Raw genomic sequence first — 15083 nt, forward strand, 5'->3', positions numbered from 1 at the left:
GAAGGCTCGACTCGGGGGCCAGGGCGATTCGGCCCGGCTCACTCGGCCGTCCCGCGCGTTGTTCCCGCCTCGTCCGGGAACAGAACCTGCAGACAGTCGCAGACGCCGGTGACGCGGTCCTCCTCGCCCCGCTCGATCGCGGCGTTCAGATCGTGAACCATCTGCGTCACCGCCGTGCGGGCGACATCGGACAGCGCGCCCGAACGCAGCGCGTTCCGCCACGATTCCATGCCGCCCGCAGGGTCGCAGTAGGCCAAGGCATGCTGAACGACGTCGAGGGCCTCCACTGCCTCACGGGTCAGCGCGCCTGTACCGGAGCGGTGCGCCAGACCGTGTTCGATCCCCGAGATGATCTCGGCCGGGTTCGCCGGCCTCACCCCTCGGCCCTCCTGTCACCACTGGCCGGGTACACCGAGTCCGACACGGCGACATCCAGGTCGGCGAGTGGACGCATCCCACGGGCCACGAGCAGGTCCTTCGTCTTCTCCAGCAGGTCGGCCTCGGAATCAAGGGGGAAGAAGAAGTCCGGAATGAGGCGTGCGGCGAACTCGGTGTCGAAGGACTCGCCGCGGAAGACGACCTCGCCGCCACTCGCCGTCATGGCATCCACGAACTGCTGCTTCTCCGCGATGGGGTACTGCAGGTTCCGACCGCGGGCCAGTTCGAGCAGCCCTCGGATCTCCTCCTCCAACGTGGGCTCGATCATCAAAACCTCCTTGTTGGCAGAACGAATGAAAGTGTGCGCGACGTGGGCGGCGAAGCCGGCGAGCTCGCCCACCTCGATCAGTCCGCTGAGCTCTTCGAGTGCGTCCCGCGCCAGGGCCAGATGGTGTTCCCCGACACTGCGCAGCCCCCGTGGAGTGAGCAACTGTCCCTCGGGGAGACCGTCGACGAGGTCATCGGCCGCCTGGTAGGCCACTCCAAGGGCGTATCCGAAACGGGTGAGCACATCGACCACGTGGTCCTCGGCCCCGCCGGCCACCGCGCCCAGGGCCGCAGCGGCAGCGAACGGAGCACCGGTCTTCGCCGCTGTCTCCTGGTAGTAGGACCTGTGGTCGAGTGATCGGTTCGCGGTGCGGGCGCCGGACTCCCGTAACTGTCCGGTACAGCATGCGGCCGCGAAGTCCGCGAGCAGCCGGACCTGTCGTGAACGTGTGCCGGTCGGCGCAGGAGCCGCGCCGGAGATCCCGTCCGGCCCGGCCAGGACGCCGAAGGCCCGGACAAGCAGCCAGTCCCCGACGACGAGCGCGGTGGCCGCGCCCGCCGTCACATGCACAGCCGGCAGGCCCCGCCGAAACGGAGAACGGTCGATGATGTCGTCGTGGATGAGTGACGCCGCGTGGAGGAGCTCGACAGAAACGGCGGGAGCGACGGCCGCCGCATCGTCGCCGCCCACCGCATTCGCGGCGAGGACGACCATGAGCGGCCGTAGCCCTTTGCCCCTCCGGACGAACTCTCGCAGAGCGCCTTCCTGCGGACACTTCTCGACCTCGGCGCTCAACCGCTCGCTGATCGTACGCAGCACCGGGACGTACTTGGCGTGTGCGGCTGAAGCCCAGGTCCAGTCCATGTCCGTCCATTGATTCCAGTCGGGAGCCCGTCGGTGTGGGCTCGTCACGGGTGTGATGCGCCGCGCCCGGTGGTCCCGAGAGTGGTCACGACCAGCAGTTGGGAGGCGGGGGAGGCGGCGGGGTCGTGGGCTGAGGGGTCAGCCACACAGTCATCGACGCGTAGGTGTCGTCGTTGCCCCACAGCGTGTAGTGCCCAGGCGCTGAGCAGGTGAAGGCCTGGTTGTACGAGCTGAAGTAGACGTAGTAGTTCCCGTCACCACGGTTGTAGTAGGCGATGCTGAAACTTGCGTTCGTAATGACTCTGCCGGTGACCGCATCTAGCACAAGCACCCACACGTGAGTCTCCTTCCTGACAGGTACGCCGATCAGTCGTTGTCGAGTGCGGGCGCTGCCTACTGGCGCTTGCCGTGTCCGCGGAGCCCAGGGAAGCCCCCCGGCCGGCCGACGTGTTCTGCGCTCGGAGGATCGCCGGCGTCGTCGGCCGGGCGGTCGCGCTGCTCGCCGGCCTCGTGCCCGCCGGCACCTTGCTGGCTACGTACTTCCAGGTGACCCAGCTTTGCGATGAGGTCCTCGCGCGACTCGACCGGGAAGAAGGACTCGGGCAGCATGCGCCGCAGCTGTCCCAGCTTGATCCGTCGGCCTCGGTGCTGAACCTCGGTGTCCTCGTCTCCGAGGGCGCCTACCAGATCTCGCACGTTGCGGATCGGGTAGTCGGTCCGCTCGGAGACCTGGTCGGCATAGCGCTGGACCTCCTGGTATCCCTGTGGAGCTGGGGCCATGACGTCCTCCTGTTCTGTTGTCGTCGGCCGCGAGGTCAGATCGTCGGCCGTACTGAGCATTCGGTCTGCTCAGAGTCTTCGAAATCCCTCAGATGCAGCCTGGTCTGGTGCTCGCCAGGCGGTGCCGCGGCTGCTCCGGGGGAGCGGCCGCGGAAGTAGTCCTTCTGCCATTCCCGGGGCCTGGTCGCGTTGAACTCGGTTCGACTGTCCGAGAAGGTGCCGTACTCCTGTGAGAGTTCGGGCTCGTCGAAGATGTCACGGACCCGCGGCTCCCACTCCTCCAGTTCGCCACGACGTTGGGGGACGATCATGCAGATGGGTTCGCCGTCCTCCCAGACCACCGGGTGACCGCGCCGGGTGAGTTTCCAGGAATGGAACGCCGGTGCGACAGCCCAGTCGGTCTCGATGACGCCCTCGAGGGAGGTGGCGCCGTCCTTCGGGGCGTTGGCGGGGCCACGCATGAGGACGTTCCAGCCTGGCGGAGTGCGGAAGAGGTAAGGAACGCGCCATGTGATGATGCCGTGCCCGAAGTGGGAGGTCGGCGCCTCCCCGCCACCTTCGAACTCGATGCGTACGTCGCCTGGCCGGTCACCGTCCTCCCAGGTCGCGCGAGTACGCCCGCGGTGTACAACGATCCATCCACTCTGGTTCGCGATGAGGAGGGGCAAGCAGCGGTTGGCGTGGCCGGCCGGGGTCGCGTCCATCCAGGCACGCCGGATGGGTGCGGGCGTGATCGGGACGTAGGGAGGCTGCAGGGCGTAGGCGTAGAGCCTCACGGTGTTGGCTCCGCTCTGACGTGCTTCCAGTTTCGACGATGCGTTGGTTCCGGTGTGCCGTCCGGATGACGACCCATCAGGTAGTCGAGATCCTTGCGGTAGTCCGGGCGGTGGCGGCGCGCTCGCCAAGCCTCGGTTTCGGCCGGCAGACCTGGCCGTATGTCGAGGCGAGCCGAGCCCCCCTCGGCTCGGTACACGCACATCTGGGCCAGCGGATCCCCTCGCCGGACCGCGAAGCTACCGGCTCTGGTCATCAGGCACACGAGCCCGAACTCCCCCGGCTGCCACCATGCCTCGATGAGCGCTTCCATGGCGACGAACCAGGGGCAGCGCACGTTCGGGACAGGCCGCACCATGAGGAAGTCACCTTCGTCGGTGGTACGCGGAACGAAGCCCGGCTGGATCGTGAAGGAGCCTCCGGCCGAGTGGTTGTCCACAACGCAGTCGTCGACGTCGTCAACGGTTACGTGGGTGTCGACGTCACCGTCCCATGTCACCCGGAAGGCGCCCGGAGAACGCACCACGTACCCGAGGGAGTTCGCCATCGTCAGCGGAAGGCAGTGGTGCGCGTGACCCGCCGTTGCGAGGTCTTCGCCCCACCAGGACCGTTTGGGCGACGCAGGCTCGGGCAGCAGATCGTCGGACAGGGTAGTGATGTACAGGGTGATGTTCCCCACGAACGGTTCCTCGCGATCACATCGGAACTGCGCGAGCGAAGCAGGGCCCGCCCACCGAGTGTGGGAGAGCTAGGTGTGCAGGGTGGGGGCCGAGATCAGCCTGGATGCAGTACGTAGGCCCCGACAGTGCTTCGGGCCGTCGACGATCCGCCGTAAAGGAAGCGTAAACACAGGCTCTGGATGTTGCTACCTCGCGTGGTCCACACGGCTACCCCCTCCACGTCCCACCGCGCAGCGATAGCTGACAGAGTAGCGATCGGCGCAGACTTCGTCATAGTCTTCGCGATCTTTCTCGAACCGGTCGTGGACCGGACCTCGCCAGAGCTCGCCGGGAGCCGCGGAGGCTTCCTGCCGCGCCGGTGCCCGTACCGAGCTCGTCGGTTCCCGGATCGAACAGGGAACTCTCTCCGGTCGGCAGGGGGAGCTGCCACCCAACTCCTGGGTGCGGACGCGCCACCGCGGCGCAGGGCTGAACCTTGCGGTCGCGGCTGTCAGTGCCGGCGAGGAGCGTCAATCCCAGGTTGACATGATGGGACTGCGGGCCGCGGCGGTCCTGGCGACGGAAGCCGGCCGGCACGTGCGACATGGCCGGCGCCCTCGGATACCCACCCCCAGGTGGCGAGGGCAGCCTGCCGGGTTTCGTCGACGAGGCCTCACGAGAAACTTATTGACGTTCTTGACAGCGGTCGACATTGGGATCAAAGTTCCGTCACAGCCAGTTCGCCGCGGCCGGGATGGTCGGCTCGCGGATGGCTGCTTCATCCGGGGGGGATGGACGTTGCCTGGCGAAAGCTCTACATGCCTGCCTGCGCTGGACGTGAGCCGCCGGTGTTCCCATGGCTCGGCGCAGAGCGCGCTCAACCACAGGATGCCGACACTCAAACAATTCCTCTCGGGCCGGGAGCCACGGGAGGACGGGAATGGCTGAGGAATCCATGCCCAACGCGGGCGTGGGCGAAAACGGTGCTGTCGTCGGCGCGCGTTGGGTAATGGGGTTTCACGGTGCAGTCGGCGGATCGACCTTCGAGGCGGGCCAATTCGCGTCATTACGAGAGGTCGCGCTTTCACGACGGTCGATGGGGTTCGGGCGCATCGATGTGCTTACCGAACTGCCCGGGAGATCGGGGTGGGTGACGCCGACAAGTGGCAGTGGTGCGGTGCACGCAGGGTCCGGAAGGAGCCGTGTCGGGGACGAGCTGGGCCCGTTGGTCAGTGGGCAAGCGTACCGAGAAGCGCCTCGCGCTGCCGAAGAGACAATTCCGAGCAGAAGCTCCGGTGAGTCTCTGGCTGCCTATCTGGATCGCCGACTGGCCGACGCGCCCTACGTGTATCTGCCGAACCGCGGCCGTGCGTACGCCATTTCCAAGCGGCTCATCGATCTGGTCGGTGCAGCAATTCTGCTGCTGGTCAGTGCGCCGATCATGATCGCACTGGCGATTCTGATCCGACTTGACTCACCCGGTCCGGCCATATTTCGGCAGACCCGGGTGACCCGGGGTGGCCGCGTGTTCACCTTCTTCAAGTTCCGCACCATGTACGTTGATGCCCGAGAGCGGTTTCCGGAGCTCTATCGATACCACTTGAGTGAGGACCGCCGGGACAACACGTATTACAAACTGGCAGATGATCCGCGCAACACCAGGGTTGGCCGCTGGTTGCGCCGGACGACTCTCGACGAGCTCCCCAACCTGTTCAACGTGTTACGCGGAGAAATGAGCCTGGTGGGGCCGCGTCCCGACCTTCCGGAACTCGTGGTCTTCTACCGTCCGGAGGAGTTGGCCTGCCTGTTCACCAAAGCCGGGCTTACCGGCTTGGCACAGGTGGCCGGCCGCAGCTTCCTGACGATCCGTGAGCGCCTGACCCTGGACATGCGCTACGTGGCGCAGCAGACGCTCATGCTGGACCTGAGGATTCTCTGGCGCACCGTCATCGTCGTCCTGCTCGGACGTGGGGCCTTCTGATGGCGGCGGACGTCCCGGACGGTGACTTCGCGCATCGGAAAGCCTCCGGCATCGACGTGGTGATCTGTACTTACCGCAGCAGCGCGCACATCCTGGCCTGCTTGGACAGCCTACGGGCGAGCACGTCGGTCAGCTCGACGACAGTCGTCGACAACGCGTCGGACGACGGAACGAGCGAACTGGTGGCCGACCACTGCGCATCGGCCCAGGTGGTCCGGATGGGTTACAACGCCGGCTTCGCACGCGCCGTGAACCGAGGACTCCGTGTCGGCAACTCGCGATATGTCTTCGTGCTCAACCCTGACACGGTGGTCGAAGAGGGCACCCTGCAGACGTTGCTGGAATTCGCGGAGCTGCACACGGACGCCGGCGTGGTGGCACCTCGGCTGGTGTACGGCGACGGACGCGACCAGCTGACCGCGCGCGCCTTTCCGGCGGCGGCGGCAGGCCTGTTCGGGCGCAGGTCTCCGCTGACCCGCCTGATGCCGAACAACAGGTGGTCGGCCAGGTACCTCTCCGAGCGGCGGCACACCGGTGCGACCCCGTTCGAGGTCGACTGGGTGTCCGGAGCGGCCATGCTCCTACCGCGGTGCGTCATCGACGAGGTCGGGGGACTGGACGAGGGCTTCTTCCTGTTCTGGGAGGACGCGGACTGGTGCCGCCGGATCAAGGACGCCGGGTACAAGGTGTGGTGCGTTCCATCGGCCGTCGTGGTGCACCACGAGGGCGGCTCGAGGGGGTTCGGCTGGAACTCCCTGACCATCAGGTCGTTTCATCGGGGTGCCTATCGCTACTGGTGCAAACACCACGCCCCGCAGGTGTGGAACCCGCTGCGCTGGGTGGCGGGAACGCTGCTGGCGGGGCGGGCTGCGGCACTCCTTGCGCGCTCACGGCTGAGTGCACCAGCCAGGTCGACCGACCGTCGTCCCGAGACTGCTGAGAGAAGGCGGTTGGTTCCATGACGACTCTGCGGGCCATCCGGCCCTACTGGCAGATCCCGTTCGTCGCGCTGCTCAGCGCCGTCCTGGCCTTCGCTGGTTCGTTCCTGGTCAGTAAGCAGTACACCTCGAAGACCCGGCTGCTCATCCACGCCCATGACGTGACGTTCCTGAACAGCACAGGGACCGACCCGTCGCGACAGCAGCCGACCCTGACCGACGCGACCCTCTCACAGGCGCTGGCCCAGACCTATGCAGGAGTGGCCACCAGCCGCACCGTCGCGATCGCGGTGGTGGACAGGCTGCGCCTGGACGCACCCGACACCGGGCACGGCCCGATCCACGCCCTGGAGAAGGCGGCTGCCCTGACCTACAAGTGCACGCGGGCCTTCATCACCTACGGGTACTGCGCCGGGGTGGACCGCCGGGAGAAGGCGATCGCAGACGTCGTCAGCGGTGCCGACGCCGAACAACTCGGCGCGACCTCGGGCGCCGCCGCCGGCCAGCCCGGATCGTACGTCCTGGAGGTCTCGGGCTCCGGCAGGACCGGCGTAGAGGCGATGCAGGTGACCAACGCCCTTGCCGACGAGTTGGTGTCGGTGAGCGCCGAGCGGTTCCGGACGACAGCGCAGGCGTACGTGAAAGCCCTGCAGAAACAGGTTGATCTCGCATCTGCGGACGTCACCTCCAGGAGTGCCGCGGTGGCGAAGTACGAGACGGATCACGGCATCTCGGCCGCCGACGCCCAGCAGGTTCTGGACGCGAAGTCCTCCGACACGCTGCAGGCCGACCTGCGCAACGTCAAGGCCGACCTCGCGGACAACCAGGCCCAGCTGGCCTCGGTGGAGGCGTCCATCGCAGCGACGGCCTCCACTGCCACCAGTGACCAGCAGATCACCACCGGACGGTCGGGCACCTCGGTCACCACGAAGGAGGCCAACCCCGTCTACAGCTCGCTGCAGTCCCAGAAGGCGGTGCTGAAGTCGAAGGTCAAGGGGTTGCAGGCACGGCAGAGCCAGCTCGAACTGCAGATCGCCGACGCTCCGCCGACCGACCTGAACGCCCAGCAGGCACGCCTCGCCGAACTGCTGCAGGATGTCGACCTGGCCAAGGGTAACCAGACCGCGCTGACCCAGCAGCTGCAGAAGGCGCAGACGGAGGTCGCCGTCAGCGAGTCGGAGCTGACGCGGATCGACCGGGCCGGTGTCCCTGCGTACCCCGTGGCGCCCAAGCGATACCTCTACCTCGCCATCGGGCTGCTGCTCGGCGGGCTCGCCGGTGGCGCCCTGACCTGGCGGGCGCGGCGGCGGCAGGACCCGAACCTACCGGAACCCGGTTCCCTGGAGGATCCGGACCGGCAGGCGACCCGGGAACTGTCGGCGGAGCTGTCCGGCGGTGAGCACGGTGACCTGAGCGACATCCCCGAGCCGGCGCCGAGCCTCAACGGGCACCCGCGCGCGGGTTCCCACGAGACCCTGGTGAACGGCAGCTCGCAGCGCCCGAGCCCGGTCGACAACAGGGGTGGCGCATGAGTTCCGCTGTGCCGTCGGTCGAGTCGACCGTCAGCCGCAAGGTCCTCGTGAGTACGACGACGCAGCTGGCCGCGAAGGTCCTCCACCTGCTTCTCAACGTCGTGTCCACCCTCGCGATCGTGCGGCACCTCGCGCCGGGGGAGTACGGCGTCTACGTCCTGGTGCTGACGGTGACGACCATCGTCGGCCTGGTTGCGGACTTCGGCCTGCCGAAGGTGGCGGTGCGAGAGATCTCGGCCGCAAGGACAGACGAGAACGACGTCGTGGGCACGATCATCGCGCTACGCCTGGGGTTGGCACTGGCCGGCATCGTGGTGACCCAGGCGGTACTCCTGGTGATGCGGCAACCGCCGGGCACGTTGGCGGCGGCCGCCGTGGCCTCACTGGTCTTCCTGTCCGAGGCGGTGCTCGCCGCGGTCGTCGTGTGTTTCCAGGTCCGGCTCGTGCAGCAGTTGGAGGCGTTCGTCCGCACCGGCGCCGAGGTGCTGGAGACCGCCGCGATTCTGGCTCTGGTGGCGGTGAACGCCGGCGTGGCGTGGTTGTGCCTGCCGCCGGCGGTGGGCTCGGCGCTGGGTGCCGTGGTGGCGTACGGACTGGCGCGTGGGTACGGGCTGCAGGCCCGGTTCTCCCGCGGGCTCGTTCGGATGCTGATGCGCGAGTCGCTGCCGATCGCCCCGGCGCTCCTGCTGGCCGTGCTCTACCGGAAACTGGACAGCCTCACCTTGGCGGTGATGCGGCCCTCGCGGGAAGTCGGTCTCTACGGGTCGGCTGCCCAACCGGTCGAGTACTACTTCCTCACCACCGCGTTGTTCATCAACGTGATGTTCCCGCTGCTGTCTCGGGCGTACGGACAACAGGAGCGCGCACGGTTCCTGGACCTGTACCGCAGGGGCGGCGAGGCACTGCTGGCAGTCACCGCGATCGTGCCCGTGGTGCTGGTCTTCGCCGCCGGCCCGATGGTCCGTCAGGTGTACGGATCGGGATACGCCCGAGCCGCCGTGCCGCTGGTGTTGCTGTCGGTCGCCATGGTGTTCCTCGTGCTCGCCGTGTGGCAGTCGCTTGCCCTGCTGGTCGGCGGCTGTCAGCGGATCACCCTGCACTACAACGCGCTGGCGTTGGTGGTGGCGCCGGTGCTGTGCGTGGGACTGATCAGCCGGTTCGGACTCGTCGGGGCCGGCAGCGCCGCCGTGGGGATCGCCGTTTTCGTGACGGCGGCCTCCGCCTACTGCGTACGGCGCCACCTCGGCATCGGGCTGGAGGTGCGTGGACTGTCGCGTGTGCTGACGGCCGCGGCGGTAGCCCTGCTGATCTCCGGATCGGTGACCTGGCTGCACGTGAGCGGGGGGATGTTCGCCCCCTGGCCGCTGGTGATGATCCTCGCGTTGGTCACCTACGTGGCTGCGCTGTTCGTGTTGCGGGTACCACACGCGTTGCGAGAGGTGTTGGCATGAGTGACCCCCTGGCCGCCGACGAAGCCGCCACCGACGGAGGCGCCGACGGGGTGGGTGCGTCGCGTGGCACGACCGTGTCGGTGATCCTGCCGACGTACAACCGCTGTGACGTGGTGGAGACCACGCTGCGGCACTTCATCGCACAGGACTATCCGGCCGAGCAGATGGAGGTGCTGGTCGCGGACAACTCCACTGACGGCACTCCGGACATGGTGCGCCGGCTGGCTGCCAATTCGCCCTTGACGATCCGGCTGGTCAGCAGCGAGGAACGGTTGCCTGCGGTCAAACGCAACCAGGCCTTGCGTCAGGCGTCCGGCGACCTCGTCCTGTGGATGAACGACGACGTGTGGGTCCGCCCGGACATGGTCCGGCGCCATGTGGAGATGCACGCCCGCCACGACGCGCCGATTGCCGTGCTGGGACACGTCGAACAGTCCCCGCAGATGCCGCCCAACCCGTTCACCGACTGGTACCGGCCCTTCTCCTACTGGGAGATCGCCGACCGCGCCGGGAAGACGGTGTCCTACCGCTACCACTGGTCGATGAACCTCAGCCTGCCTCGCCGGGTGATGCTCCAGCGGAACCTCGTGTTCCACGAGGACTGGGCGAACATCGGCCACGAGGACATCGAGCTCGGCTACCGCTGGACCCGGGCCGGTTACGAGATCGTCTACGAACCCAGGGCCTGGGGGGAGCACTACCACCCGCACGACCTGCTGAGCGCCTGCCGGCTGCAGGAGAGCGTCGGCCGCGGGCTGCGCGACCTGGAGGTGCTCATCCCGGAACCGGACCTGCTCGAACGGTACGGCGTGTTCTCGCGCAACGCCTCGCCGCGCGGCATGCTGCGGATGGGCGTACGCAACGCGTTGTTCAACCGGCTCACCGTGCCGCCGCTGCGGGCCTGGCTGGCCGGGTTGCAGGAACGCAACGCCCTCGCGGAGTGGCTGTACTGGAAAGTGCTCCTCTTCCACACCGAGCGCGGCTACCACACCTCGCTGCCGCGCCGGCCCGCGGTGGTTCCGACCTGGCCGGCGGCCGGGCCGACACCCGTTGGAACGCCGGGATGAGCCTGGCCCTGCCGCCGCGGTCGGCCGGACCGCCGAAAATGCGCGTCCGGTCTTCCGGTGGGCCACCGCCGCCGCACGGTGGTCGACGCGGTCACGAGGGCCTGCTCGTGGTCGCCTGCGGGCTGGTGGCGGGTCTGGGGGCGCTGGCGCTGGCACCACTGGGCATGACCGCGGTGTACGTGTTGGCCGGGGGGATCACCCTTGGCGTGGTCGCCTACGGCCTGCGCGCGGACCTTGTCCCGCCGCTGCGGGAGGCCGTGGACCGGGTCCAACCACGGCGGTGGCGTGCCAGGGCCGCGGACGTGCCGCGATGGTTGCGCGTGTCGGGTTCGGTCGCCGTCGCGGTGGTTTGCGCGGGACTGGCGTACGTCATGGCCTCCTTCGGCTCGAAGGGGGTGATCGGGCTCGCCGGCGGCTGCGTGCTCGCCGCGGCGGTATGGCTGCTCTGGCCACTGATCCGTGACCTGCTCACCGCCGAGCCGTCGGACGTTCCGGCGCGAGCGGCCTCGCGTCGGCGTACGACCGTGGTCGAGCGACGGCCGTCGAGAGTGGTGTCGGCGATCGGTGTCGGCGCGATCGTGGTCGGCATCGCGATGCTCTCGTTCGTGCTCGGAACTCTGGGAAAGAAGGGCATCCTGGCCCTGGCGGGTGCCATCGTCGTGGGTGCCCTGATGGTCTACGTGCGGGACCGGTCGGTGTTCTTCACCTTCGCCGCCACCTGCTCCCTGGCCGTCATGCTGCACAAGTCGTTCAGCACCCAGGACCTGGAACTGTCCGGTGGGGCGATCTCGGTCTACGTGACGACCTTCGACGCCATGCTGCTCGTCCTCTACGGCCTGTGGGCGTGGGAGGGCAGGCTGGTCGCCGACGTGAAGGAGGCGATCCGGCGGCCGATCATCTGGCTGCCACCTGCGTGCGCACTTCTCCTGCTGCCAAGTCTGCTGGTCGCCCCCAGCGTGGAGCACAGCGCCGCGGAGCTGTTCCGGATGACGTGGATGTACCTCCTCTACTTCTACCTGGCAGTGCGAGTCCGGACCCGGCGCCACGTGTGGGCGGTCCTCGGCGGGCTGGCCGTGTTCGTGATGCTCGAGCTGGTCGTGGTCGTACTGCAGTGGAAGACCGGGGGAGTGCTCGGGCTGTCGTTCCTCGGCGTACCCACCCACCTCACCCAGCGCGTCACCGACCAGGGAGATCTCGGCAGACCTTTCGGCACGATCATCCACCCGGTCTTCATGGGTGCGGTGATGGGTTCGCTGGCACTGGTCGCCCAGGGGCTCGCGATCGAGCTGAAGAGGTCGCTGGCCAAGATCGCCGCCTGCGTCCTGATCCTGTGCTGCTTCTTCCCGCTCTACCTGGCGCACACCCGGGCGTCGCTGGTCGCCGCCCTGGCCGCCGCGCTGGCGATGCTGGTCGCGGGTGTCGCGCGGGGCCGGGTCGGGTGGCGGGCGGTCGGCCGGCTCTGCCTCGCGGCGATCGTCGGAATGGTCGCGTTCTTTCCCGAGCTGGCGACGAAGTACTCGGAGAACTTCGGCACTTCGCACTTCTACCTGGAGTTGAGGTCCCGGTTCCAGCTGAACGACATCGCGCTGGCGATGATCCACGACCACTGGGAGCTCGGTGTCGGGCTGAACAACTTCGAGCTGGTGATGCCGAAGTACGAGCCGTACCGGGTGATCTTCTTCAACAATCCGGTGCACAACCTGTACCTGCTCTACCTGGCCGAGTGCGGGTTTCTCGGTCTGGTGGCCATCTCGGTGCTCGGGGTGGCCCTGATGGCGGCCGCGATCCGGCTGGCCCGCTCCGCCGACCGGCTGGCCGCAGGGGTGGGGCTCGGCGTCGCCGGCGCGATGGGTTTCCTGATGGTCGAGGAGCTGCTCGGCTTCTCCCTACGACAGGACACGCCCTTGGCGGTGTACTGGCTGCTCGCCGGCCTGGTGGTCGCCTGTCTGCGGATCGCGCCGCCGGCGCCGCGGGGGCGGCGGCCGGGGCCGGCCAGCGTGAGCCACGCCGCACCGGCCGGCGGTAGGCACCTTTCGCCGCCGCGCGGCGAAGCAACGGCGAACGCCGCGAGAAAGTTCTGGCCGGGCATCCTGCGCGGGAGCGGACCGGCTCCTGTGATGCGTTGGTCGTGGCGGATGAACCGGATCGCGAGAGCATGCCGGCGGGGGCCGAATGCTCGTGCGGTACGCGAACGGCTGGCCTCGCTGCGAGCCGCGCGGCGGCGGCCGGCCTTCGCCCGGAGGATGGCCACGCTCGGGCTGGTCCCGGTCATCGGGTTCGGAGGCCTTGTGACGGCCGGCCCGCTGATGGCTGCGGGCGACACCGGCTCCGCTGTCCGTCTGGTGTTCGGGGCTCAGATCCGCGCCACCGGTGAGGACGCGATCTTCACCGCCAACGCGGACGGGTCCGGTGTGAGGAGGATCAGCCCGGCCGACGGGCGTACCTACAGCTGGCCCCGCTGGGCGTTCGGTGGAACGAAGATCGTCTACACCGCGCGCCGCGGCGGCCGGGGATCGGCCGAACGCATCGAGCTGATGAACCCGGACGGCTCCGGCCGCCGGCTGATCCAGTCGTTCGAGTACGCGGTGGGCCAGCCCGCCGTCGACAACACCGGCACGTACCTCACGTTCGTCGCGGTCACCCCGTGGTTCCCCAACTACGGGATCTTCCGAATGGACCTGCGTACGGGCCTGAGCCGCAACCTCAGTGGGGTGACCCGACCGCTGGGTTCCGGCGACTCCGATCCAGCGCTCGTCCCCGGCGGCAAGCAGATCGCCTTCGTCGCCGCCGGCCCGCGGAACGCTTCGATCACGACGATCAACGTGGACGGTACCCATCGGGTGCCGCTCACCACCCATGGCGACCACTTCGACACCGACCCGGACGTCTCACCTGACGGCAACCGAATCGTCACCGCCTCCTACCGTGGCCCGGCCACTCCGCAGGACGAGCAGAAGCTCAAGGGCAAGACGCAGGACTTCCGGATCGTGACCTTCAACCGCTGGACGGGGGGTGCGGAACGAGTGCTCACGGCCGGACGCAACTGCGTACTGCGTTCGCCTGCCACGCCGTGCGCCATACCGGAGATGTCGGGCTACACCCCGCGCTACTCTCCGGACGGCTCCAAGGTCGCGTTCACCGGCGCCCTGGACCGAACCACGACCTGCATCTGTGCGCTGAGGACGAACGGAAGCCAACCGCACGTCATCGTGAGCTCGACCACGTTGGCGATCAACTGGTTCGACTGGAGGCGTCCGTCGCCCCGTCCGCCGAGCAGTGCGGTCATAGGCAGCCACCAGGTGAACTCCCGGGTCCTTCTCACAACTCTGACGTCCAAAGGACGACAGGAAATCGTCGACGCGTCGGCCGATCTGATGCATCGGACCACCCTCGCGTTGCCGAAGCACCTGCGTCCCATCCAGGCCAGGTGGACCCCTGACCGCAGGCAGATCGTGTTCGTCGCCGACGTCCCGGTGCCGAAGGCCCAAGGAGCGCCGCATCCGGCACCACCGCCGGGAGAACACCGCCGCGAACACGTCACACTGGACGACTCCAGCCCGCTGGCGACCGCGCTGCGCGCCGGCACGCCAAGCCCACAGAGCAGACTCGCCGCCAGGCATCAGGTCTTCCTGCGCAGGGCGGACGGCACCCTGAAGCGGCTCACCGACCCCTGGACGGAGGACTGGCGGGATGGCGTCCGCCTCGGTGACGCACGCGGGAACGCCGACCCGGTTGTCACCCCGGACGGCCGGGCGGTGATCGTCACCAACACCTCAACGCTCACCGGTGAGTCATTCCTGTTGCGGATCGACCTGCGCACCGGAGCGGTGCTGAACCTCACCAACGGCACCTCCGGGGCGATGGCTGTCAACGACTCCTTGCCCGCGGTCTCCGCCGACGGGGGCCGGGTCGCGTTCTCGTGGCTGCGAGACGGACGGCGTGACCTCTACCTGATGGACGCGGCGACCGGATACGACGTTCGGGGCGTCACGGCGGACGGCCTGCCGGGTAGATCTCCGGCGTGGCTGCCGGACAGGAGCGGGATCGTCTACGTCGGACAGCGCGACGGTCACGACGTCATCCTCCGGGTCGATGTCGGTGGTCTGGAAGGGCAGCCCGCACCCCACGCACTGAGCTCCCGCGCGCAGGCCCCGGCGGCGAACCCCGTGGTGCGGGCGAGCGGTGGCGGTGTGCTGTTCGTCGGTCGCGCATTGACGACGCGAAGCGTCTACGTCGCCGATCCCCACGGCGCGAAGAAGCCCTGGCTGTTGCAGCCGGACCCGCAGAACAACGTTCTCTTCCTCGATTGGCGGTGAGTGGTGCGCGAACAG

Annotated in this window: 12 protein-coding genes; 6 read left to right on the forward strand and 6 right to left on the reverse strand. The window is 68.2% G+C overall.

The window, feature by feature from the left end:
* Positions 1–38: 38 nt before the first annotated feature.
* From BLU27_RS18250 to BLU27_RS30110, 6 genes are all read right to left on the reverse strand, one after another.
* A complete protein-coding gene (locus BLU27_RS18250; protein ID WP_092654876.1) occupies positions 39–377 on the reverse strand; it encodes a hypothetical protein in 339 nt (112 codons plus the stop codon).
* Positions 374–1570, reverse strand: a complete 1197-nt coding sequence (locus tag BLU27_RS18255; protein WP_092654877.1) for a polyprenyl synthetase family protein — start codon at positions 1568–1570, stop codon at positions 374–376. Before BLU27_RS18255 ends, BLU27_RS18250 begins: the two co-directional genes overlap by 4 nt.
* An 85-nt stretch (positions 1571–1655) precedes the next feature.
* Positions 1656–1901 (reverse strand): hypothetical protein, encoded by a 246-nt coding sequence (locus BLU27_RS18260; RefSeq protein WP_157728643.1) that lies wholly within the window; start codon positions 1899–1901, stop codon positions 1656–1658.
* Between the two features lie 62 nt (positions 1902–1963).
* Positions 1964–2350, reverse strand: coding sequence for an MTH865 family protein (locus BLU27_RS18265; RefSeq protein ID WP_092654879.1), 387 nt, complete (start codon positions 2348–2350; stop codon positions 1964–1966).
* A 35-nt stretch (positions 2351–2385) separates the two neighbouring features.
* Positions 2386–3126: a DUF6065 family protein gene (locus tag BLU27_RS18270; protein ID WP_092654880.1), complete on the reverse strand. Its 741-nt coding sequence runs from the start codon at positions 3124–3126 to the stop codon at positions 2386–2388.
* A complete protein-coding gene (locus BLU27_RS30110; RefSeq protein WP_092654881.1) occupies positions 3123–3803 on the reverse strand; it encodes a DUF6065 family protein in 681 nt (226 codons plus the stop codon). Before BLU27_RS30110 ends, BLU27_RS18270 begins: the two co-directional genes overlap by 4 nt.
* Before the next feature lie 920 nt (positions 3804–4723).
* Between BLU27_RS30110 and BLU27_RS18280 the strand changes: the two genes are divergently transcribed.
* The 6 genes from BLU27_RS18280 to BLU27_RS18305 are packed head-to-tail and all read left to right on the forward strand — an operon-like array spanning position 4724 to position 15068.
* A complete protein-coding gene (locus BLU27_RS18280; RefSeq protein ID WP_197681486.1) occupies positions 4724–5764 on the forward strand; it encodes a sugar transferase in 1041 nt (346 codons plus the stop codon).
* Positions 5764–6726, forward strand: a complete 963-nt coding sequence (locus BLU27_RS18285) for a glycosyltransferase family 2 protein (RefSeq protein ID WP_092654883.1) — start codon at positions 5764–5766, stop codon at positions 6724–6726. The genes BLU27_RS18280 and BLU27_RS18285 overlap by 1 nt, the downstream gene beginning before the upstream one ends.
* Positions 6723–8234 carry a GNVR domain-containing protein gene (locus BLU27_RS18290; RefSeq protein WP_092654884.1) on the forward strand — a complete coding sequence of 504 codons (1512 nt, stop codon included), beginning with the start codon at positions 6723–6725 and terminating at the stop codon, positions 8232–8234. Before BLU27_RS18285 ends, BLU27_RS18290 begins: the two co-directional genes overlap by 4 nt.
* On the forward strand, positions 8231–9685 hold the full coding sequence (locus BLU27_RS18295) for an oligosaccharide flippase family protein (RefSeq protein WP_092654885.1): 1455 nt from the start codon (positions 8231–8233) through the stop codon (positions 9683–9685). Before BLU27_RS18290 ends, BLU27_RS18295 begins: the two co-directional genes overlap by 4 nt.
* Complete coding sequence (locus BLU27_RS18300; protein ID WP_092654886.1) at positions 9682–10752, forward strand: glycosyltransferase family 2 protein; 1071 nt, start codon at positions 9682–9684, stop codon at positions 10750–10752. The genes BLU27_RS18295 and BLU27_RS18300 overlap by 4 nt, the downstream gene beginning before the upstream one ends.
* A 38-nt stretch (positions 10753–10790) precedes the next feature.
* Positions 10791–15068: an O-antigen ligase family protein gene (locus BLU27_RS18305; RefSeq protein ID WP_172804988.1), complete on the forward strand. Its 4278-nt coding sequence runs from the start codon at positions 10791–10793 to the stop codon at positions 15066–15068.
* Positions 15069–15083: the final 15 nt, after the last annotated feature.

This window comes from Actinopolymorpha singaporensis, assembly GCF_900104745.1.
Taxonomy (GTDB): Bacteria; Actinomycetota; Actinomycetes; order Propionibacteriales; family Actinopolymorphaceae; genus Actinopolymorpha; species Actinopolymorpha singaporensis.